The organism is Desulfobacterales bacterium (assembly GCA_034520365.1).
In the GTDB taxonomy this organism is placed as follows: domain Bacteria; phylum Desulfobacterota; class Desulfobacteria; order Desulfobacterales; family Desulfosalsimonadaceae; genus M55B175.
This window is the reverse complement of the sequence record JAXHNP010000007.1, coordinates 185,405-205,896: the sequence shown is the minus strand read 5'-3', so window position 1 is coordinate 205,896 and position 20,492 is coordinate 185,405. Positions and strand designations below refer to the sequence as shown.

21 protein-coding genes are annotated in these 20,492 nt (G+C 50.6%); 13 read left to right on the top strand and 8 right to left on the bottom strand.

Annotated features, from left to right (window positions below; translation table 11 throughout):
- Positions 1 to 40: 40 nt before the first annotated feature.
- The 5 genes from U5L07_15150 to U5L07_15130 are packed head-to-tail and all read right to left on the bottom strand — an operon-like array spanning position 41 to position 6,074.
- The gene (locus tag U5L07_15150) at positions 41 to 1,639 is read right to left on the bottom strand and encodes an NAD(P)H-hydrate dehydratase (protein MDZ7833084.1); all 1,599 of its coding nucleotides are present in this window, start codon (positions 1,637 to 1,639) and stop codon (positions 41 to 43) included.
- Positions 1,627 to 2,349, bottom strand: coding sequence for a pyridoxine 5'-phosphate synthase (locus tag U5L07_15145; GenBank protein MDZ7833083.1), 723 nt, complete (start codon positions 2,347 to 2,349; stop codon positions 1,627 to 1,629). Before U5L07_15145 ends, U5L07_15150 begins: the two co-directional genes overlap by 13 nt.
- A gap of 1 nt (position 2,350) precedes the next feature.
- On the bottom strand, positions 2,351 to 2,806 hold the full coding sequence (gene ybeY / locus U5L07_15140; GenBank protein MDZ7833082.1) for an rRNA maturation RNase YbeY: 456 nt from the start codon (positions 2,804 to 2,806) through the stop codon (positions 2,351 to 2,353).
- Positions 2,706 to 5,087: an HDIG domain-containing protein gene (locus U5L07_15135; GenBank protein MDZ7833081.1), complete on the bottom strand. Its 2,382-nt coding sequence runs from the start codon at positions 5,085 to 5,087 to the stop codon at positions 2,706 to 2,708. The genes ybeY and U5L07_15135 overlap by 101 nt, the downstream gene beginning before the upstream one ends.
- 12 nt (positions 5,088 to 5,099) lie before the next feature.
- Positions 5,100 to 6,074 carry a PhoH family protein gene (locus U5L07_15130; GenBank protein MDZ7833080.1) on the bottom strand — a complete coding sequence of 325 codons (975 nt, stop codon included), beginning with the start codon at positions 6,072 to 6,074 and terminating at the stop codon, positions 5,100 to 5,102.
- Positions 6,075 to 6,348: 274 nt separating this feature from the next.
- Here U5L07_15130 and U5L07_15125 point away from each other — a divergent pair, with 274 nt between their 5' ends.
- Entirely contained in the window at positions 6,349 to 6,897 is a 549-nt protein-coding gene (locus tag U5L07_15125; GenBank protein ID MDZ7833079.1) for a CvpA family protein, read from the top strand.
- A gap of 108 nt (positions 6,898 to 7,005) precedes the next feature.
- Here the strand turns inward: U5L07_15125 and U5L07_15120 are convergent, their stop codons facing one another.
- From U5L07_15120 to U5L07_15110, 3 genes are read right to left on the bottom strand one after another with little or no spacing between them, the layout of a single operon-like run.
- The gene (locus U5L07_15120) at positions 7,006 to 7,527 is read right to left on the bottom strand and encodes an NUDIX domain-containing protein (protein ID MDZ7833078.1); all 522 of its coding nucleotides are present in this window, start codon (positions 7,525 to 7,527) and stop codon (positions 7,006 to 7,008) included.
- Positions 7,527 to 8,822, bottom strand: a complete 1,296-nt coding sequence (locus U5L07_15115; protein ID MDZ7833077.1) for a class II fructose-bisphosphate aldolase — start codon at positions 8,820 to 8,822, stop codon at positions 7,527 to 7,529. The genes U5L07_15120 and U5L07_15115 overlap by 1 nt, the downstream gene beginning before the upstream one ends.
- Before the next feature lie 32 nt (positions 8,823 to 8,854).
- The gene (locus tag U5L07_15110; protein ID MDZ7833076.1) at positions 8,855 to 9,115 is read right to left on the bottom strand and encodes a hypothetical protein; all 261 of its coding nucleotides are present in this window, start codon (positions 9,113 to 9,115) and stop codon (positions 8,855 to 8,857) included.
- 328 nt (positions 9,116 to 9,443) lie between these two features.
- Here U5L07_15110 and gspE point away from each other — a divergent pair, with 328 nt between their 5' ends.
- From gspE to U5L07_15050, 12 genes are all read left to right on the top strand, one after another.
- Positions 9,444 to 10,976, top strand: coding sequence for a type II secretion system ATPase GspE (gene gspE / locus U5L07_15105; protein ID MDZ7833075.1), 1,533 nt, complete (start codon positions 9,444 to 9,446; stop codon positions 10,974 to 10,976).
- 1 nt (position 10,977) lies between these two features.
- A complete protein-coding gene (locus tag U5L07_15100; GenBank protein MDZ7833074.1) occupies positions 10,978 to 12,207 on the top strand; it encodes a type II secretion system F family protein in 1,230 nt (409 codons plus the stop codon).
- 61 nt (positions 12,208 to 12,268) lie between these two features.
- On the top strand, positions 12,269 to 12,688 hold the full coding sequence (gene gspG / locus U5L07_15095) for a type II secretion system major pseudopilin GspG (protein MDZ7833073.1): 420 nt from the start codon (positions 12,269 to 12,271) through the stop codon (positions 12,686 to 12,688).
- The gene (locus tag U5L07_15090; protein MDZ7833072.1) at positions 12,688 to 13,206 is read left to right on the top strand and encodes a prepilin-type N-terminal cleavage/methylation domain-containing protein; all 519 of its coding nucleotides are present in this window, start codon (positions 12,688 to 12,690) and stop codon (positions 13,204 to 13,206) included. Before gspG ends, U5L07_15090 begins: the two co-directional genes overlap by 1 nt.
- A gap of 12 nt (positions 13,207 to 13,218) precedes the next feature.
- Positions 13,219 to 13,665 carry a type II secretion system protein gene (locus tag U5L07_15085; GenBank protein ID MDZ7833071.1) on the top strand — a complete coding sequence of 149 codons (447 nt, stop codon included), beginning with the start codon at positions 13,219 to 13,221 and terminating at the stop codon, positions 13,663 to 13,665.
- Between the two features lie 20 nt (positions 13,666 to 13,685).
- Positions 13,686 to 14,357 (top strand): prepilin-type N-terminal cleavage/methylation domain-containing protein, encoded by a 672-nt coding sequence (locus U5L07_15080; protein MDZ7833070.1) that lies wholly within the window; start codon positions 13,686 to 13,688, stop codon positions 14,355 to 14,357.
- Positions 14,358 to 14,402: 45 nt separating this feature from the next.
- Positions 14,403 to 15,452, top strand: coding sequence for a type II secretion system protein GspK (locus tag U5L07_15075; GenBank protein MDZ7833069.1), 1,050 nt, complete (start codon positions 14,403 to 14,405; stop codon positions 15,450 to 15,452).
- Between the two features lie 49 nt (positions 15,453 to 15,501).
- The gene (locus U5L07_15070) at positions 15,502 to 16,614 is read left to right on the top strand and encodes a glycosyltransferase family 1 protein (protein MDZ7833068.1); all 1,113 of its coding nucleotides are present in this window, start codon (positions 15,502 to 15,504) and stop codon (positions 16,612 to 16,614) included.
- Positions 16,602 to 17,792 carry a glycosyltransferase gene (locus tag U5L07_15065; GenBank protein ID MDZ7833067.1) on the top strand — a complete coding sequence of 397 codons (1,191 nt, stop codon included), beginning with the start codon at positions 16,602 to 16,604 and terminating at the stop codon, positions 17,790 to 17,792. Before U5L07_15070 ends, U5L07_15065 begins: the two co-directional genes overlap by 13 nt.
- A gap of 2 nt (positions 17,793 to 17,794) precedes the next feature.
- Positions 17,795 to 19,162 (top strand): PilN domain-containing protein, encoded by a 1,368-nt coding sequence (locus tag U5L07_15060; protein MDZ7833066.1) that lies wholly within the window; start codon positions 17,795 to 17,797, stop codon positions 19,160 to 19,162.
- 29 nt (positions 19,163 to 19,191) lie between these two features.
- Positions 19,192 to 19,743 carry a type II secretion system protein GspM gene (gene gspM, locus U5L07_15055; protein ID MDZ7833065.1) on the top strand — a complete coding sequence of 184 codons (552 nt, stop codon included), beginning with the start codon at positions 19,192 to 19,194 and terminating at the stop codon, positions 19,741 to 19,743.
- A 39-nt stretch (positions 19,744 to 19,782) separates the two neighbouring features.
- Positions 19,783 to 20,490, top strand: coding sequence for a hypothetical protein (locus tag U5L07_15050; GenBank protein MDZ7833064.1), 708 nt, complete (start codon positions 19,783 to 19,785; stop codon positions 20,488 to 20,490).
- The last annotated feature ends 2 nt before the right edge of the window (positions 20,491 to 20,492 follow it).

Here is a 20,492-nt window from a genome sequence, read left to right as displayed (position 1 = left end):
GCGTTGACAGTCTGGATATTGGATTTCGCCATAAATGCCATCAGGCATTTATGGGCATCCGGCAGGTATACGCCTCGGGCAAGGGCGCCTCACCCATCAGGTGTTTTATTGTCATGGGGAGCTGGTTCATTACATCCGAGGCCAAATAGCCGAAAGGGCCCATAGTGTCGGCAAGGTCATCCGCGGCCGCCCCGTGGACAAAAACCCCGATCTGCGCGGCCGTCTCCGGCGCATACCCCTGGCAGACCAACCCGCTGATCAGCCCGGTCAACACATCGCCCATGCCGCCGGAGGCCATGCCCGGGTTGCCGGCGGGGTTGATATGGATATGGCCGTCCGGAGCGGCAATTACGGTTCGGGCGCCTTTTAACACCAGGTGGACTTTGTAGGATTCGGCAAACCAGCGGGCACAGCCCACGCGGTCCGCCTGCACATCCTTTGGCGTCTGCTTGGTCAGTCGGGCCATCTCCCCGGGATGCGGGGTTAAAATCACCGGTGAGTGGGCGTTTATAAGTATTTCCGGTTCAAGGGCCAGGTTGTTCAGCCCGTCCGCATCCACCACCACCGGAACCGGGCTTTCCTGAATCAGCCGATGCACCAGGCGGGCGGTGGCCGGATCCGTGCCCATGCCCGGGCCCAGGGCCAGGCACCGTTTATCCGATAGCAGATCAAGGATGGTATCCGCCGCATCATCGCTTAAGGCGCCGGCCGGGGTTTCCTGAAGACCGATGGTCATGGGCTCCAGGACCTGGGGCTCGATCACCGGGTTTAAACTCTCGGGCACGCCCAGGGTCACCAGGCCGGCGCCGGCGCGCATGGCGGATAAGGCGCTCATGGCCGCTGCACCGGTTTTGCCGGGCGCGCCCGCCACAATCAGGAGGTGGCCGGTGCCGCCTTTATGCATGTCAGTCGGCCGGGGCTCTATCTTTTGGCGGATATCCGCCGGGGTGATGAGGTGCTGCCGGGGATTGGTCTCCCGGGCGATATAAGGGGGAATGCCGATGTCAATTACGTGCAGCTCCCCCGTATATTCCGCGCCCGGGAGCTGGATATGGCCGATTTTGGCAAACCCAAATGTGGCCGTTAAAACGGCGGCAATACAGACGCCGCAGGGGCGGCCGGTGTCGGTGTGCAGCCCGGACGGGATGTCCACGGAAAAAACCGGCCGCCGGGTGCTGTTGATAAATTCGATGACTGTTTTAAAAAAGCCCCGGACATCTGAATTTAAGCCTGTGCCGAGGATGGCGTCCACCCAGATCTGCCTGTGGGCCATTTCGTTTCGGTGCCGGGCAAATGATTCTTCGTCCGGTATTTCAGCAACCGGCACGCCGAGTGCGGTCAGGAGATGGAAGTTTTCAGCCGCATCCCCCTGGAGTTTGACGCTTTTCGATAACAGGTAGACCCTGACATCCACCCCGTGCTGGTAGAGGCAGCGGGCGATCACAAATCCGTCGCCCCCGTTGTTGCCCCGGCCGGCGACCACGCCCACGGCGTATGAGGCAATGTCCGGATATCGGGTCATCAATACCCGGGTGGCGCCCTGTCCGGCGTTTTCCATCAAAATCCGGCCCGGCAGGCCGAACGATTCAATGGTCTGCCGATCCATTTCGCGCATTTCATCGGCGGTTAATAAGTCCATTTAATCAACTCCCGCATCTCGCGCACCGCCTTTTCCATTCCAACCAGGGCGGCGCGGGCCACGATGCTGTGGCCGATGCTGAATTCATCGATTTCGGTTAAGCCCTTGAACGCCTTGATGGTGTTGTAGCAGATGCCGTGGCCGGCATTGACACCCAAATTCAGTTCGCCGGCGGTTTTGGCCGCTTCCACGATATCGGCGAAGGCGTCATTTTTTTCATCCGGCGATTTCGCATCGCAGAACCGGCCGGTATGGATTTCAACCATGTCCGCATTCAGGGCCCGGGCCTGGTGGATCTGGTTGGCATCCGGATCAATGAAAAGGCTTACCGGAATGGATTCCCGATGCAGGATGTCAATGGCGTTGGCCACCGTGTCCGCCAGGGTGACGGCATCCAGGCCGCCTTCAGTGGTCAGCTCTTCGCGCTTTTCCGGCACCAGGGTGACCAGGTCGGGCCGGACATCGCCTGCAATGGAGAGCATTTCATCGGTTGCCGCCATCTCAAGGATCAGTCTTGAGAGCACCGTCTTTTTTAATAGATACAGATCCCGGTCCTGAATGTGGCGTCGGTCTTCGCGCAAGTGCACCACGATTCCGTCCGCCCCGCCAAGCTCCGCCAGCACCGCGGCAGCCACCGGGTCGGGGTAATCCGCCCCCCGCGCCTGCCGCAGGGTGGCAATATGATCAACATTGACAGCAAGTCCAGCCATGTTATTTATCCTCAAGCTCAATCGATTCAATCATTTCAAACAACTCCTCGCTCTTATCCGCCATCTCCTTAGCATCCGCCGCATCGGTTTCATGATCATAGCCGAAAAGGTGCAGGATGCCATGGATCAGAAGCTCTTTAAAGCGCGTCTCTATCGTCGTTTCGAGCATTTCCGCCTCCCGGGCGGCGGTATCCAGGGATATCACCACATCGCCTAAAAGATCCGGGTTGATATTTACGAATTCACCCTCGGTCATGGGAAAGGCGATGACATTGGTCGCGCCCTGCCGGTTTAGATACCGGTAATTTAAATCAGCGATTTCCGTATCGTCAAGGAGCAACACGGAGAGTTCGCCGTCAGGACTGTCCAAGGCGTCTAAGAGGGTTTGGGCTGTTTTCCGTATCTGTTCCGTTGATAGTTTGAACCGGTTCTGGCGGTTGTCGATTAATATCGTCATGCTTGACCTTTGATGTTTCCGGCATTCCCTGTTTGTCCGGATACTCCACCCGGTGGTGATAGATGCCGTTTAGGATTTTATTGAAGCTTTTGGCGATCTTATGAAGATCCGCCAGGGTCAGCGGGCACTGGTCCAGCTGGTTGTCGGAGAATAATTTGTTGATCAGCTGCTGCAAAAGTCCCTGGATGCGCGAGGGGGTGGGGTGCTCAAGGGACCGGGCGGCCGCCTCCACCACATCGGCCAGCATCACCAGGGCGGTCTCCCGGGTCTGGGGTTTGGGGCCCGGGTACCGGAAGTTGTCAATATTAATGGCCTCATCTTTTTTCTGTTTTTTGGCTTTTTCATAAAAATAGGCGATCAAGGTGGTGCCGTGGTGCTGCTTGATGGCATCGATGATTTCCCGGCCCAGTTTTTTCTCGCGCGCCAGCTCTACGCCGTTTTTGACATGGGAGATCAGAATCAGGCAGGACATGGACGGGGCCAGTTTGTTGTGGATGTTTTTGCCGTTCTTCTGGTTTTCTATAAAATAAAGGGGGTTTTTGAGTTTGCCGATATCGTGGTAGTAGCCGCAAACCTTGGCAAGCACCGGGTTGGCCCCGATTTCTGCGGCTGCCGCCTCCACCATGGAGCCCACGATCACGGAATGGTGGTAAGTGCCCGGCGCTTCCAGCATCAGGCGCCGAAGCAGCGGCTTGTCCAGGTTGGCCAGTTCCAGAAGCGTGCTGTTGGTGGTGTAACCAAAGGCCATTTCCATCATCGGGGCCACGCCCGCGGTAATCATCCCGGCGATCATGCCGCCGGCAAAGGCAAAGATCCAGTCCCAGATCAGCTTGAATCCGGAGAATTCAGCCATGTAGATACTGACCACGGTGGCAAGCAGCATATTTAATACCCCGAGTTTGACACCGACCCGGATAAAACTCTTGTGCTCCTTGCAGTCCTGGCTCCAGTAGGCGCCCATGATGCTGTTTAAGAGAAAATAGAGGCAGAAACCGTAGCTGTTTTCAAAGGCCATGGCGGTTAAAAGCCCCATGACAATGGCAAAGGGGAAGGCTATGGTAAATCCCAGGAACTGGCAGATGCTCATGGCCCCGGCCGCAATCGGGATGGCATAATAGATGGATGCCGCTGAAATGGCAAACGGGGCTTCCGGCGCAAGCATCTGGGAGAGGGATATGGAAAGCTGCAGAATCAAAAGCCCCATCACGATTACAAAGCTGATGAAAAAAAGATTCTTGTTCTGATACTGAAGCAGCTCCCGCTGATATTTGAGATGGATAAAATAGGTGATCGTCAAGAGGGTCAAAATGATGAGCGCGGTACCCATGCCTTTTTTCAGAAGCTCCTGCCTGCCCACCTGATCCTTCAGGGCTTTGAGTTTGAGCATGTGCATCGGGGTCACGCGCTCGCCTTCCCGCAGGATCATTTCCCCTTTTTTGATTTTGTAGAGGATCGGTTTGACGAGCTCTTCCGCCTGCGCGCGACGTTTCCGGGTTTCGCTGCGGTTGAGGGTGATGTTTGGTTCGATGAGCCGCTGGGTGAAATCAACGGTAAGGTTTAATAGCGAATAATCCAGACCTTTAAGCAGGGGTTCGCCCACAATCCGGACCATGGTCTTGGATTGATCCAGTCCGTAAAATTGTTTGAGGTTTTGGACCGTGGTTTCCTGCTCCGTGTCCACGGTTTTTAAGATAATGCCCTTATCGCCCTCCCTTAACAAAAGATCCTTGTTGGCCACCACGCCGTTATCTAAAATCCGGGAGAGGATCTCTATGATCAGCCCGGAAATCTCGGTTGAGAACTGTTCCCGCTGCAGAATGCGATAGGCCCCGTTGTTTACGGCAATACCCAGGGTTTTTTCAAACTCGGGCTTAAGCTCCCAGATCCGGTCGTGCAGGGCATCGATTTGAACGGGCGAGTCGGTGTCTGCGGCCGTTTCATTGGCTTCGTAGACGCCGCGGATTAAAGCGAATGCCTGTTTGACCTGCCGGGCCAGATTATCGCCAAGCGAGCGGTCATAATCATAGACCGTTAATATCGATTCTTTGGCCTGCTCGCGTTTTGTCCGGGTGGCGGCTTCATCTTCGACCAGGAAGTCATGCGGCGCTTTGATGTTCTTATCCGCCACATCGCCGGGCTCATAGGAGGGGTGGTAGATGATCAGCTTGGGGTACAGGATCAGGGTGGCAATCACGGTGACCGCCAGCAAAAGGGCGATCAGGGGGCCGGTATCCGTGATAAAGCGGTTTTTCAATGAAATATCCGTGCGCTTGACTGCCATACACCCTCAACCCTAATCTTCGGCGGTTTTTTGCTCATAGGCGTTGATGATCTTCTGGACCAGTTTGTGCCGCACCACGTCCTGCTTGGAGAAAAAGATAAAGCGGATGCCGTCAATGTCAGAGAGGAGCTCTTTGGCCTCGATCAGCCCGGAGGCCCGGTTTTTGGGCAGGTCGCTCTGGGTGATATCCCCGGTGATCACAGCCTTGGAGTTAAACCCGATGCGGGTGAGAAACATTTTCATTTGTTCCGTGGTCGAGTTCTGCGCCTCATCCAGGATAATGAATGAATCGTTTAAGGTGCGGCCCCGCATGAACGCAAGCGGCGCCACTTCAATGATGCCCTGGTGCATCAGGTTCGAGGCTTTTTCAAAACTCATCATGTCATGCAGCGCATCATAGAGGGGGCGCAGATAGGGATTCACCTTTTCCGCCAGGTCGCCGGGCAAAAACCCCAACGCCTCGCCCGCCTCCACCGCCGGCCGGGTTAAGATAATCCGGTCCACTTTTTTTTTGGTGAGCGCGGCCACGGCCATGGCCATGGCCAGGTAGGTTTTGCCGGTGCCGGCCGGGCCGATGCCGAATACAATATCAAAGTTGCGGATGGCTTCTATATAGGATTTCTGCACCGGGCTTTTCGGCGTGACCGTCCGCTTTTTGGACGTCACATACACCGCATCCATGAAAATATCTTTGAGATTGATGCTGTGATCCCGGGAAAGCATGTTGGCCGCATAGTCCACGTCATTGGGGTATAAGGGGTAGCCCTCCTTGATCAGCCCGTAGAGCTGGTTGAGAATGTTTGTCGCTAAATCCACGGCAATGGAGTCGCCCCGGATAAACACGGCATTGCCCCTGGCCTGTATGGCGACCTCTGCGGCCTCCGCCACCCGTTGGAGGTTGCTGTTATGCTCGCCGAAAAGTTCTCTGGCCAGTTGATTGTCAGAGAACGTGAGTTCGGTTTTGATGTCTTCTTTGTAACTGCTCATATTTGGGTATTAGGTTTTGGGTTTTGGGTATTAGATGTTGGGTATTGGGCATTAGCGCCTCAATTTGTTTTTTTTAAAAATTTAACATTAATTTTTATACGCAATGAATACAAGAGTTTTCTTGACCAGAATTTTCTTGACCGCCGGCCGCGGAATCAGTAATTAACAGCTTGATAAATATTTAAATCTTGACCAATAGGAATTAACCTGGGCTAAGGGCCAAAACCCAATACCCAACACCTAATACCTAACACCTAACACCTGGAAACTATTTATGAATCCGTTTGACATGGTGATCGCGGTGATTCTGGGCTACAGCCTGATCGTCGGGATTTTCAAAGGGTTTATCAAAGAGGCGGCCTCGATTATCGGGGTGGTCGGCGGCTTTTATGCGGCCTATGCCGGCCATGAACTGCTGGGCCCGGTGGTGGCCGGCTGGGTTGAAACACCGGCTTATCGGGATATCATCGCTTTTATCCTTATATTTCTTGGTTTCTGCCTGATCGTGAATTTACTTGGCTTTCTGTTGCGCCTGCTTATCAAGCTTGTGCTTCTGGGGGCGGTGGATCGCTTCTTTGGCGGAGTTTTGGGGGTGTTAAAGGGCGCGCTGGTGGCATCCTTATTATATGTGCTGTTAGTCGCTTTTCTGCCCATCGGGGGCAAGCAGATGGTGGCCGAATCGCAGCTGGCCCGGCCGGTCAATGCGGTTTCAAAAATGATTGTCCATGTTGTCCCGAAGGAAAAGCGCCGGGCCTTCATGCGCAATATGGAAGAACTGAAAAAAGAGTGGTCAGGGGAGAAGGAGCCTGAAAGTCCGAATTAAATTGATCGTACTCAGTCCCGCGAAAGCAGGGCGGTACGCGTACGAGCACGAATCAAAAGAACAAGTAGGGCGGATAAGCGATAGCGCATCCGCCAAATACTGAATCCTTTATGCATTTGATGCCTGGGTTTGTGCATAGGCGGTATAATACTGGCTGATAAACCGCCGGTGGCTGTCAAAGGCGATTTCCGGTAAATCCGGATAGGTAAACCAGTCTGCGGCATCCGCGTCATCACCGGCGATCAGCTCGCCCTCATAGGATGTAACCAGAAAGCCCACCATCAATACCGTATCATACTGCTGGCTGTTATTGGTGGTCACGCCCAGAAGGCGATCGATTTTCCCTGTCAGCCCGGTTTCTTCATGGAGTTCGCGTAAGCCGGCCTCTTCGGGGGTTTCCTGGAGTTCCATGAATCCGCCGGGCAGGCACCAGTAGCCTTTTTTCGGGGCCACGCTGCGCTTGACCAGCAGCAGCCGGTCCGCATCATCGATGGTGACGATACAGGCCGCGGGCACCGGATTCTCATAAATCGGGATGTCGCAGTTTTGGCAGAAAAGCCGCGCATGGCCGTCTACAGTTTTTTCCGTCAGGGGATGGCCGCAGAAATGGCAGAAGCGCTTCTTTTGCATCAGTCCTCAAAATCCCCTTCAGGCCCCCGGTCGCGTTCAATGGCAGCGGCCCGCTCGGCAATCTTGTCCGCTGTCCATTCCGCCGGGTCTTCCAGCTGCTCGGCCTTTATCCCGGCGTCAAAGGAGCCGGCCTCAAGTATGGCCTCAATCGCCAGGGGCGCGGTGTTGCTGCTGTTTAAGACATTGGCGATCAGGTTGTAGGCAAAGTCCTCAACCGCTTTGACCATCCGCTGCCGGACGCTTCTGGCCTGGGCCAGAAGGCTGTTTTCAAACGGGAGATTGAGTTTTTTGTAGTCGCCTTTTTTAAGCCCCTGGGCCTGGGCATATTCGCTCATTTTCGCCCACATCTCCTCGGTCACGCCATCATCCTTTAGCTTGATGAAGTCTCCCGTCTCATCGAGCCGGGCGTTGCCATAGTCGTTGACCTTGAGGCCCCAGGATATCATCTGAAGGGCGGTGGCCACATTGGCTTTTGTGGTGCGCGTCTGCCCGGCGATTTTTTTGAGCCGCTGGCTGCTGTTGCCGGAGGTGCCGTGCTGGGCGCCGGAAACGTTGTATTTTTCGATGGCTTTGTGGATTTCTGCGGTCAGGTCCACCTGAATGCCGTCCTCACCCGCTTCAATGCCGTGGGTGGTGCCGTTGTTTAAGGCAATCCAGTCCGGAAAGATGCCGTGTGCGTTTAACCCCTGGATGAGGAAAAGGGCCTCTTCCGGCGTTGAAATGCCGGATTTTCCCTTGATTTCCCCGATTTCGGTCTCATAGCCCGCCCAATCCGGCACATAGGGGTTTAAATCGAGGCTGGCCAAAAGGTTTTCATCATCCGGCAGATGGGATGCGTCAATGGCCACGGACGTCATACCCGCATCAAATATGGAGGGGATTTCGGTTTTGGCGGTCTCAATGTCTTCCTTTTTTTTTATGCCGTAATGGTCGGCATGCACGGCCACCGGTACGGTGATATTTAATTCATTGCAGATGGCATCCACCTGCCGGGCGATGTTCCAATAGCTGACCGCGCAGTAGGCATTGGTGCCGCCTTCGGATTTGGCGATCTCGATGATAATGGCCGCATTGGCCCGCTGGGCGGCCTTTAATGCGCCGCGGATCACGAAATAATTCCGGCCGTTTGCCGCCATCGCAATGGCCTTTCCTTTTCGCAGCATGGCCCGGTCGATAAATTTGCCGCTTACGATAAGCGCCCGGGAGTTGGGGAAAAGTTTGACGATATTGGGAGGGCGGCCAATTTCTAAGGCTTTTTCAAACTGTTTGAATGCTGTCTGCCGGCGTTCGACCATGAGATGTCTCCTTCGTCACTTATCGATTGCCATTATTCCGATGATGCCGTATCCGCTCGAATTTTCTCCAGGATGTCAAGGATGCTGTCGCGGTATTTTTCCGGGGCTGTGATCTCGCCCCAGCCTTTCTGAAATTGATACAATCCGTCATAGGCCGTATCATGAAAAGAATGAATCCGATGGGGGATATCCTGATCGGTTAAAATGGAGCCCATCAATTGGCCTTCAATGGCGTTTTCAATGGGGGCGATATGGATGTATTCAAAGTTTTCGGGATTTTTCGTCTCGGGCATTAAAACTGTCCTTTTTAAATGGAATTAAAAATGAAATATAAACCTAAATTGAGCGAGTTTAAAAATACCCCCATGCTTCCGATAATGTCAAGCCTATTGCCAAGAGATCAATTTTTCGGTTAGATGGAGAGATCATGTTTTGTTTAAAAGAGTATGTTTGGCATGGAATATGCTTTTGTAATGCCGTAACATCTGAAGTTTTGTTAGCGGCCACTTAAGTTAGATTATCAGAACAGGCTTGATGTAAAAGTTTGGTCAGGATATCATCCAAACTCTGTAAAAAAAACAAACAGCAATATCTTATTAAAAGGTTATATAATTTTAAAAAATGATTTCAGATATAGCGGAATATATTTCCCCTGATCAATTCCCGATGGAACCGGTATTACTGGATAACCTTTCAGTCAAATTCATGAAGGAATCCAAGTTCATGCCGCTAAGGCTGGAAAATGGGACGTTAAGTATTGTCATGGCTGAGCCCGATGATTTCTCTATTCCGGATACCCTGAAATATACCTATGATGTGGACGTTAAGGTCTTTCAGGGCAACGAGGCGGATATTTTGGATTTCGTGGAACGATTGTATGGCGCCGGCGCCCAGAGCCTTGAAATGATCATCGAAGAAGCGGGAAAAGATACATATGAGCTGACGGACAATCTTGAAACGGATGTTAATTATTTAAAAGATCTTGCGTCTGAAGCCCCGATTATACGTCTTGTCAACCGATTGATTTTAAAAGCAATCGAGCTTCGTGCCAGTGATATTCATTTTGAACCGTTTGAAACTGTTTTTAAAGTTCGGTTTCGAATTGATGGTGTGCTTCAGGATATTGAGTCGCCTCCGAACCGCCTTCAGGCAGCTATTATATCCCGTATAAAAATTATGGCCAATTTGGATATTGCGGAACGGCGTTTGCCTCAGGACGGCCGTATTAAACTGAAGGTCACCAACCGGGAAATTGATTTTCGGATTTCAACGATTCCCACCCTGTTCGGAGAAAGTCTTGTCATGAGGGTTCTGGATCGGGAAATGTTAATTTTGGATTTGGAAAAAATTGGTTTCCCGGAGCATATGCTTTCCCGATTTCTCGATGTCATACATCAGCCCTATGGCATGATTCTGGTGACAGGTCCGACCGGAAGCGGCAAAACCTCAACGCTTTATACAGCGCTGGCAAAAATCAACACTTCAGAAAAGAAAATTATCACACTTGAAGATCCGATTGAGTATTATCTGACAGGTGTCAATCAGATTCAGGTCAAGCCCAAAATTGGGATGACGTTTGCCAATGGCTTGCGATCTATTGTCCGGCAGGACCCGGATGTGATCCTCGTGGGTGAGATCCGTGACAAGGAAACGGCCGAGATTTCTGTTCAGTCCGCCTTAACCGGGCATTTAATTTTCAGCACCTTGCATACAAATGATTCGATAGGGGCGATTAACCGGCTTTTGGATATGGGGGTAGAAGGATTCCTGTTAAGCTCTACACTCCTTGGCGTACTTGCGCAGCGACTGGTAAGGGTGATATGCCCGCACTGTAAAACACCTGTTCAACCGGATTACCGGTTGTTGAATGCCATTGGCGCCACTGAGGAAGAAATTTCAAATATTGTGTTATATAGCGGCGCGGGTTGCGAAACATGCCGCTACAGCGGATTTTTGGGGAGAACTGCCATTTTTGAATATCTTCCGGTAGATGCCGATTTCCGTCAAGCAATCAACCGGGGCGCCGATGCCGAGAATTTAAAAGAGGTGGCCGGTTCGAAAGGAATGAGATCGCTGCGGGAAAACGGCTGGGATAAGGTAAAAGAGGGGATTACCACCATTTCAGAAATATTACGAGTTACCCTGGAAAAGTAATATGATAAAATATTATTATAAAGCGGTTGATGACTCCGGGCAACTCGTGAAAGGAAATCTTGAGGCGGAGGAAGAAAAGGCTGTTGCCGCCCGTTTACATGCCTCTGGCTACATTCCCGTGCAAATCAAGCCCCATGGTTTTTTGCAACGGGGATGGCGCCTGGATTTTTCCGGGAAACTGCTGCCTGATTTTAAGAACGTTTCGTCAAAGGATATACTTTTTTTTACCCAGGATCTCAGGGCGTTGCTGGAAGCGGGGCTGCCTGTGGATCGGGCTCTCATCATGTTGCATGATACCGCCGAGAATGAAAAATTAAAGGATATCATTCAAGGGGTTATCAAATCGGTTCAAGGCGGCAACGCTTTGTCTGAGGCCATGTCAAAGTATCCCAAAGCGTTTTCTTCGCTATACATCAATATGATAAAAGCCGGGGAATCCGGCGGCATTTTACCCGAAGTACTGGGTCGGCTCGGCGATTTTTTGGAAAATATTCAAAAGGTTAAAGATTATGTCAACTCTGCCCTGATTTATCCCGTGTTTCTTCTGCTGGTGGGCGGAGTTTCCATTATTATCATGCTTACCTTTGTTATCCCCAAGTTTTCAGTCATTTTTGCGGACATGGGCCAGGCCATTCCCTTATCCACCCGGGTGTTGCTGGGGTTAAGCGATTTTGTCCGCTCTTATTGGTGGGTCTTTACAGCGATGGCCGGGCTGGGGATTTTTTTAGGCCGGCAATATGCGAACACGGATAAGGGGCGCTTGCAAATTGATGATTTGAAAATTCGCCTGCCAATCTGGGGGGATTTGATAAAATCCGTGGAGATGGCCCGTTTTTCCAGAACCCTTGGCACACTGATACGAAGCGGTGTCCCCATCCTGCAGGGGTTGAACCTGGTTCGGGTTATTATTACCAACCGGGTTGTTGCTGATTCCGTGGAAAAGGTGCACGATCGGGTCAAAGAAGGAGAGAATTTGACTGTCCCCTTAAATCAGTCGGGGGTTTTCCCCACGCTGGCTATTCAGATGATTTCCGTGGGAGAAGAAACAGGGAACCTTGAAGCGATGCTTCTGCGGGTAGCCCAGTACTATGAAGACCGGGTAGAAAATAAGATCAAGCGCTTGATCAGTTTATTGGAGCCGGTGTTGATATTAAGCATGGGGCTGGTGATCGGGTTTATTGTCATCTCCATGTTAATGGCTGTGTTTAGTATTAATGAGGTGGGATTTTGATCGATACGGATAATTTCCCAATAGTGGCAAGAATTCTCAATAATGGTGAGGATCGGTGGTAATGAAAAGAAACAAAGGCTTTACGCTTATCGAATTGTTGATCGTTATGATTATACTCGGCCTTTTGGCGGCGCTGGTGGGGCCGAGAATGTTTGGCAAGATCGGAACATCAAAGCAAAAGGCAGCACGTGCGCAGATATCAATGTTTGAAACCGCATTGGAAACCTATCGGCTGGATGTGGGGGCTTTTCCCACTGAAGCGCAGGGGCTTGAGGCTTTGCGAAGACAACCGGCCGGCACAGAAAATTGGGATGGCCCGTACCTGCCCAAGGAGATCCCCAAGGATCCATGGGGACATAACTATATATATCGATATCCGAGTGAAAACAGCGATTTTGAAATCATCTCTTATGGAGCGGACGGGCAACCCGGCGGAAAAGAGGAAAATGCCGATATCGTGAACTGGAAAAATCCTGAATAATGAAAAATGGATTCACGCTGGTTGAATTATTGGTGGTGCTGCTCATCATCTCTATTGCCTCAGCCTGGGTAATCCCGCGGTTTGTCCGCCCACTCGGCGGCTTGGAAGTGAAATCTGCGGCCAGGCACGTGCTCTCCAGTCTGAGGTATGCCAGAAATCTATCGGTTTCCCAAAAATCCGTCATTCTCGCTCATTTCGATTTGGCCGGGCATCGGTTGATAATTGTTGCAGAGGAAGCGCAAAATCCAGGAGCCCCGGGTTTGCGTCGCACCGATTTTTTGCTCCAGAATAAAAATAGATATCGAATGCTTGAAAACTATGATTTTTCGGAGGATGTCGAAATCAAGAATGCCGGAGCTTACCAGCCGAGAAATGAGACAGATTTTTTTCAGATCCGGTTTTTCCCTTCAGGCCGCAGTACCGGCGGCGGGGTGGTTTTTGCCGGTCAATCAAAAACACGATACCGGGTGAATATCGATTTTATAACTGGCATGGCCAGTTTATCCCAGGTGGATTAGGGGCGCATGCGGGTGGCTGCCGTGGATAGTGAAACAAAAGATCACTCCGGGATGCGAAAAGGGGCCATTGATTGGGTAAACCAGAAGGGGTTTACCCTGCTTGAAACCCTGGTGGCATTTATGGTGTTGTCCATTGTTCTGGTTGTGATCCTGCAGGTGTTTTCAGGCGGCATCAGATCGCGCCATAAATCCGACCGATATCTTAACGCCACATTTCATGCCAGGGCAAAGATGGAAGAGTTGATGGCAACCCGCACGAGGCCTGGTTCTTACAGCGGCGCTTTTGATAATGGCTACCAATGGCAGGCCGAGATAGGAGTGATTGATAATCCCGACGATTCTGCATCGGATATGGAAACCGTCCGTATGTCGATATCGGTTAAGGTGAGTTGGCGGGCAAACGGTCGACGCATCGGCATTGAACTCCATTCGTTGAAACTTGTTCCTGAGCAAAGTTGAACCTAAATTCAGGTTGAAGCATGCTTATCCCGAAAAACAGAATCCCCCGCAAGACATCGTTTCGCCTTACGATTCGAAATGACCGGGGGTTTACATTGATAGAGGTGTTGATTTCCATAACCCTGATCGGGGTCATCATGGTCATTATTTTCGGGGGACTGCGTATCGGCATAAGAGCCTGGGAAAGCGGCGAGAAAAATATTGAGGCCAGTCAGCATCAGCAAATCGTGCTGGATTTGATGCGTCGACAGCTGGCTTCGATGCGGGCCAGAGCCTTTGAAACTCCCGATGAACGGGAAATTTTTTTCAGCGGCAAGCCGGCGAGCATGGCCTTTATTTCCGGATACTCGCTGGTGCCGGGTCATCCCTACGGGGATGTATATGTGCGGTATTGGGTTGAATCCGAAGGGGATCAATATGTGTTAAAAATATATGAAAACAATACATTATTTGAGGGTTTCGCATCTTCTTCCGGTAGAAATCCGGGTGAAAGTAATACCTATGAGTTAACCGATGTTCAGAATTTGGGTTTTTCCTATCTGGTCGAGGAAGAATCGGAAAGTTACTGGACAGATAATTGGCAGCCGGATGAGCCTAAAATTCCGTTGGCCATTCGTTGTGTATTCCAAAAAAATACCGGGATGCCTCCCGTTGAGATTTTTGTTGCAACGCACGAATCGCCCGCCGACTAAGGCTAAGTGAGCCAACAATCATTCTTGCAATATGAAGTCATCTTTATGCGGATTTACCAGATTCAAAACAATAGCGGCATGGCTTTATTGATTGTGCTGTGGGTTCTTGTCTTATTATCCGTCATGGCCGCTGAATTCAGTTACACCATGCGCAACCAAGTCCGGGTGGTGAACAATTTTAAGGAAGGCGCACAGGCTTATTATATGGCGGTTGGCGGCATCAATCAGGCCATTTTTAGCATTCTGCGCACTGAATCCCGGCCGCCGGGCGATCCTAAAGCCGAAGCCCTGCAGACCGGCGGCGCGACCTTAACCGGTCAATGGCGCACGAATTCAATTATCGGTCCCATTCCTTTTGGTGAGCAGGGGGCTATCAGGGTGCATATTCAGAACGAGGGCGGCAAGATTGATATCAATCAGGCGGATGAAAAGCTTCTAAATATCATGCTGGAACCCTTCAATCTGGATGAAAGCCGAAAGGCGATTATCGTCGGCTCCATTCAGGATTGGCGGGATGAAAACAGCCTGCATCGCGCAAACGGTGCGGAGGACGACTATTACCAGTCACTTGCAGAGCCATATGAATGCCGGGATGGTGATTTTGAATCAAAGCAGGAGCTGCTCCTTGTCCGGGGAATATCGTCGGCTCTCTATTATGGCGGATTGCAGGATTTTGTTACGGTGATTTCAGAGGATCAGCAAAGAGATTCGGGTCTCGGCGGATTGTTGTCAAGATTTAGCAATACCGGCCAGAGCGGTGGTCGCTCTGGCAAATTAAATATCAATGCAGTACCGACCCGACTGCTCAGTGCTTTGCCGGATATCCAGGCAGAGACGGTGGAAATCATCGATTCGCACAGAAAAAAACATAATTTTAATTCGTTATCTGAGTTGCAGCCGTTGCTAAGCGACGGACAATTTCAAGTTATCCGCAGGTACTTAACCGCCGACCCATTGCCTTATTATCGAATTTGGGTTACGGGGTATACACAAAACAACACGCAGGAAACCGTTGAAGCGCTGGTGAAAATCCAGGGGGCCGGCGACCAGAAACCGTATCGCATTCTTGAATGGAAAGATTCGGTGCAGGAATAAGGGGGCCATTGGGCAAGTTACGGGTTTACAAGATAAGGGATTTCTGAGAATGGTAATCGGCGTTGATGCGCGTCCTCTGAGCTACCGGTTGACCGGTATCGGCTATTATTTAATGCATCTGCTGGAAATGCTTCAAAAGGTGGATCGGGCCAACACCTATGTCCTGATATCCAACAAAAGCATTCCATTCGAGCTGAATAACCGGAATTGGCAAAAGGTAGAAGGGCATATGGGCGTACGGCTGTTAAGCACCCTTTGGATGCAGACATTCGGGCCATACTTTGCCGGACGGCACCAGCTGGATTTGTTCTGGGGGCCCAGGCATCACCTGCCGGTCTTTTTGCCGGAGAAAATTAAGACAGTGGTGACGATTCATGACCTTGTTCACAAAAGATGTCCGGAAACCATGGCCCTTGAGAATTTTTTGGTGGAACGGCTCCTTATGAAGCGTGCCCTTGAAAAAGCGGATGCCATCATAGCTGTATCTCGATCCACGGCCGCCGATATTCGTTATTTTTATCGACTGCCGGGCCGCAAGATAAGCACGATTTATCCGGGCGTGCCGACATTTGCCTTACAGGAGCAGTCATGTGGGGCAAAACAAACGGATCGATCACTGCCCCAAAAATATTTTCTTTTTGTGGGTACGCTTGAACCGAGAAAGAATTTGCTGACCGTTTTAAAGGCATTTGAAAAGCTGGAGCCGGAAAAAAATGATATTAACCTGGTCATTGCCGGCAATATCGGGTGGCACGCCAAAGACTGGTTATCCGGATTGATGCAGAGTAGTGCAAAAGAGCGGGTTTTTTTGACCGGCTATGTTTCGCGGCAGGTGCTCAAGCATCTGTATGAAAATGCCTTTTGTTTAGTTTTTCCTTCAATTTACGAAGGGTTTGGGATGCCCGTGCTCGAAGCGATGGCCGCTAAAGTGCCGGTTATTACGGCCAATTTTTCGGCGATGGCTGAAGTCGCTGGAGATGCGGCGCTGCTGGTCAATCCGGAAAGCGCCCCGGACATTGCGGGGGCCATGCAAAAGCTGTTGAGACAGCAAGATTTGAGAAATGATCTTCTGAGAAATGCGGAGAGTCGATTGATAAAGTTTTCGTGGGAGACAGCTGCTAAAAAGACCGTCAATCTGTTTGAGCAGGTATGTCGAAATTGAAAGTCCTCCAGATTTATAAGGATTACTATCCCCCCACCCAGGGTGGTATTGAACGCCATGTTAATCGGCTGGCCAACGGACTCCAGAAAAGAGGCATAGAGGTTGTGGTGCTGGTTTCCAACACAAAGCCGATGTATGAGGATGTCAATATCGAGGGTATCCGGGTCGTCAAGGCGCCGCAGTTATTGCGTATCTCTTCAGCCCCGATCAACATGAGGATGGCTTCGCTGTTTTACCGACTCGGGTGTGACGCTGATATACTCCATTTCCATCTGCCAAATCCCACCGCAGATATGGCTTATTTGTTTTCCAGACTTTCCAGGCCCAAAATTATCGCCACCTATCACAGCGATGTCGTGCGGCAGCAATTTTTAAACAGACTCTATGCACCTTTTTTTAGACACTTTTTGGACAAGGCGGCTGCGATTCTCGCAACCTCTCCGAATTATGTGAAATCTTCTAAATTTTTGTGCGGTTATAAAGAGAAGTGTCACGTGGTACCATTAGGCATCAATATTGCAAGGTTTAACGCTTGCTGTGACGATGGGAGAATCGGCAGCATTCGCCAGGACTATGGACCGGAGATTGTCTTATTTATTGGAAAATTTAGATATTATAAAGGATTGGATGTACTCATCCGGGCTATGCGAAAAACCGGGGGAAAGCTCCTGCTGATCGGTTCCGGCCCTTATGAACCCCAGTTAAAGAAATTAACAGCCGATATGGGGATGAGTGGGCGCGTGTTTTTTCTGGGGGAACGCGGGGATGAGGAGGTCAACGCCTTTCTGAAAGCCTGCGATATTTTTGTCCTTCCGTCAATTTACCGGAGCGAGGCGTTCGGTCTGGCCCAGCTGGAGGCTATGGCTTGCGGCAGGCCGGTGATCAGCACAGAGCTTGCGACCGGCACTTCATACGTGAACAAGCACAATTCAACCGGTATCGTTGTGCCGCCGGGAGATACGGACATGCTTGCGCATTCCATCAACACGTTGATGAAAGACCCATGCCTCAGGGAAAAGTACGGCACAGCCGGGATGTGCAGAGTGCAAGATTATTTTAATGAGGAGCAGATGATTGACAATGTTTTAGAAATATACCGTCGGGTCTCGGATTTCCGGGAGACAGCCGGGCCGGCGCCTATGCCTTCATTTCACCGCCAATCCGTATATAAGGATTGAACATGTTTAATCCTTTCAGCATAGGGGTTTCATTGGAACCCGGGCGCGTATCTGCAGTATTGCTCAAAGAGGGCCTTTTCGGGGTGAAGCCGATTGATTGTAAAAGTCGGGAGGTTCCGGAAAACTATGGCCCCAGGGAAACTGTCGGCATTATAAATGGCCTGCTCCAGGAGATGGTTGATCGAAACAAGGTTCGGTATGCTTCTGTCTGTCTGGGGTTGCCCGAGGACATGGTGACATTCCGGTTTATTGAAATGCCCAGTGCGGTAAAAGAAAATTTAAAAGGGGCGCTTGGTTATGAGTTGGATAAATACGTCCCTTTTCTGCCGGAAGCGGTTTATTATGATTGTCAGATTGTTGATGAAGACAAGGAAAAGGCAATCATTAAGGTGCTGCTCTTGGTTGTTAAGAAAAGTCTTCTGGCGCCGTTTTTGGAGGTCGGCATAGGAGAGAGCGTCAGTCTGTCCCGGATTGAGATAGCAGCAGCGGCAGTTGGCTCTTTCCTGTTTCACAGGGGGGGGCGCGGAAAGACAGGGGCCCTATGTGTGTTGACTGTATCAGGCAGTCACGTGGTTTTTAGCGCTGTTGAAAAGGGCCGGCTGAAACATATGGTCAAAATTGGCACGTCGGCTCCGGTGTCTGCCAAAAAGGCTGTTCAGGCTGGTCTCGGGGAGATGGGCACCGTCGACGGGCCATTCGATAAGTGTTATTATCCGTTCTCGGAGCTGCCGGCGACTGCTGAAAGGCTGCTTGCCGATATTAATTTGTCGGCGGCCCCCATTGATCTGAATGCTATCAGTCTGCCTGATGCGCAATATATCACCGCCTATGGCCTTGGCGTCGATGCTTTCGGAACAGCCCCCAATGAGATCAATCTGCTGCCGGATGCACTCAAGAAAAAGAGCGGCAGAACCGGATTTTATATCATGATCGGCTTGGCGGGCATGCTGGTGATATGCGCCATGTTTTATGGGGGCAGCCTTTTTTACCAAAAAAAATCGGCCATGGATGAATTGGAGGCAAAAGCCGGAAGGCTCAGGCAGAAAATCGAAGCCGCCGGTCAGATTCAAAAGAAATATGATCGGATCGCATCAGATTTGCGTTTTCTAAATGATTTTTCCGGAAGGGCCCCGTTGATCGAAATATTGACCGAACTGAGTGATATAATTCCCCGGGATTCATGGATACATGAATTTAATTGTTCCGAAAGTGAAATTAAAATTCAAGGCTCCTCGGATTCGGCTTCAAAGCTGATCTCCTTGCTGGAGGGGTCTGTCCTGTTTGACAATGCCAGTTTCTTATCAACCATCCGCAAAATCGGAAAAGGCAAGGAACGGTTTCACATCGGGGTTGAAATTGAATCAGAGTGAATTTGAAGACGATACGAGCAGACCAATAGATGGATAAACGAAAACGAAATTTACTGGTATTCGGCGCAATATTGCTGGTATTCGGCGCAATATATCGTTTTTATCCGCTGGTGGGCGATCTCTGGCCCGGTGGCACTGACCTGGAAGCACAACAGAACCAGATATTGCAATATAACAAGCAGCTGCAGAAAATAAATGCGATGAAATCGCGGCTGAGCACCTTGGAAAAAAAGCTGAGCGAACTGGAATCTCAGCTTTTCACAGGTAAAACCCCTTCACTGGCAGCCGTTTCGATTCAGAAAATATTAAGGGAAATTTCCGAAAAAAACGGGGCGCAGATCGAGTCCGTTGAAGTGCTATCGGTCAACACGTTCGAAAATGTTCCTTATGTCGAAATTCCGGTCCGGTTTGTCATATTGGCCGAGATTGATCAGTTAAGGCATATTCTGTATGGTATTGAGGGACATTCCCGGTATATGGTGGTTAAAGACGCACAGGTAAAGCCAAGGAAAGTTAAAGGCAGCGATGACGGGGTTTATGCGAGGCTGACCGTTACCGGACTCATGAAGGAAAATGGGTAGCTAATTTAAATGGTTATAAGGATTCGCCATAAGATTTGGTTGATTAATGGGCTGTTGATCATCGGTATTATCATGGTATGCACTGAAATCCATGCGGTTTGGCAGTCAGGCACGGGGCTGCCGGTTGAAGCTCAGAGCCCGGAAGCAAAAGGGGAAAAGGCGGAGGCGACTGATGCGGATCCTGTTGCTGAAAAAGTCAGGGTTAAACAGAAAGAGCGCATTAAGGCCGCAAAAGCCTACAGTACGATAGCTGAAAAAAATTTATTTTCGCCGGATCGTCAGGGCCCGGTAATCGACCCGGCAGAAGAGCGCCGTAAGGAATCCAGGCCGGAAAAGAAAAGCCCTCGTAAACTGGTAAAGATTGATCTCTATGGGGTTATTTTCACTGATCAGTACCAGGCCGTCTTGATCAACAACCCCTTTGCCGATGATGCGGATAGGCCTTATAAGTGGCTGAAAAAAGGCGATACCATCGGCCCGCCGGATGAGGCCAATCGGGTCAGAATCGAGGCAATTCATGAGGATTTTGTTGTTGTATCCATACAATCAGAATCCCATGAATTGCATCTTTATAAAAAGGATAAAGATGTGGAGGTCAGCGTGTCTGGCAAAGGTGGCGGTGAAGCAAAAGATTCAGATAACGCCGAAAACGGACAGCAGCAAGAGCAAGAGGTTGAAATCAGCGAAGATGGAAAATATAAAATAATCGACACCCCACTTGGCAAAATCAAGCGAAGGATAAGATAACC

Excerpts from the sequence above, each read along its gene's own strand:
- U5L07_15115 (MDZ7833077.1), bottom strand. The coding sequence starts at position 8,822 with ATGGTCGAACGCCGGCAGACAGCATTCAAACAGTTTGAAAAAGCCTTA.
- U5L07_15110 (MDZ7833076.1), bottom strand. The coding sequence starts at position 9,115 with ATGCCCGAGACGAAAAATCCCGAAAACTTTGAATACATCCATATCGCC.
- U5L07_15100 (MDZ7833074.1), top strand. The coding sequence starts at position 10,978 with ATGATAAAATATTATTATAAAGCGGTTGATGACTCCGGGCAACTCGTG.
- U5L07_15080 (MDZ7833070.1), top strand. The coding sequence starts at position 13,686 with ATGCTTATCCCGAAAAACAGAATCCCCCGCAAGACATCGTTTCGCCTT.
- U5L07_15075 (MDZ7833069.1), top strand. The coding sequence starts at position 14,403 with ATGCGGATTTACCAGATTCAAAACAATAGCGGCATGGCTTTATTGATT.
- U5L07_15150 (MDZ7833084.1), bottom strand. The coding sequence starts at position 1,639 with ATGGACTTATTAACCGCCGATGAAATGCGCGAAATGGATCGGCAGACC.
- ybeY (MDZ7833082.1), bottom strand. The coding sequence starts at position 2,806 with ATGACGATATTAATCGACAACCGCCAGAACCGGTTCAAACTATCAACG.
- gspM (MDZ7833065.1), top strand. The coding sequence starts at position 19,192 with ATGGATAAACGAAAACGAAATTTACTGGTATTCGGCGCAATATTGCTG.
- U5L07_15125 (MDZ7833079.1), top strand. The coding sequence starts at position 6,349 with ATGAATCCGTTTGACATGGTGATCGCGGTGATTCTGGGCTACAGCCTG.
- U5L07_15120 (MDZ7833078.1), bottom strand. The coding sequence starts at position 7,527 with ATGCAAAAGAAGCGCTTCTGCCATTTCTGCGGCCATCCCCTGACGGAA.
- gspG (MDZ7833073.1), top strand. The coding sequence starts at position 12,269 with ATGAAAAGAAACAAAGGCTTTACGCTTATCGAATTGTTGATCGTTATG.
- U5L07_15065 (MDZ7833067.1), top strand. The coding sequence starts at position 16,602 with ATGTCGAAATTGAAAGTCCTCCAGATTTATAAGGATTACTATCCCCCC.
- gspE (MDZ7833075.1), top strand. The coding sequence starts at position 9,444 with ATGATTTCAGATATAGCGGAATATATTTCCCCTGATCAATTCCCGATG.
- U5L07_15090 (MDZ7833072.1), top strand. The coding sequence starts at position 12,688 with ATGAAAAATGGATTCACGCTGGTTGAATTATTGGTGGTGCTGCTCATC.
- U5L07_15060 (MDZ7833066.1), top strand. The coding sequence starts at position 17,795 with ATGTTTAATCCTTTCAGCATAGGGGTTTCATTGGAACCCGGGCGCGTA.
- U5L07_15070 (MDZ7833068.1), top strand. The coding sequence starts at position 15,502 with ATGGTAATCGGCGTTGATGCGCGTCCTCTGAGCTACCGGTTGACCGGT.
- U5L07_15135 (MDZ7833081.1), bottom strand. The coding sequence starts at position 5,087 with ATGGCAGTCAAGCGCACGGATATTTCATTGAAAAACCGCTTTATCACG.
- U5L07_15145 (MDZ7833083.1), bottom strand. The coding sequence starts at position 2,349 with ATGGCTGGACTTGCTGTCAATGTTGATCATATTGCCACCCTGCGGCAG.
- U5L07_15130 (MDZ7833080.1), bottom strand. The coding sequence starts at position 6,074 with ATGAGCAGTTACAAAGAAGACATCAAAACCGAACTCACGTTCTCTGAC.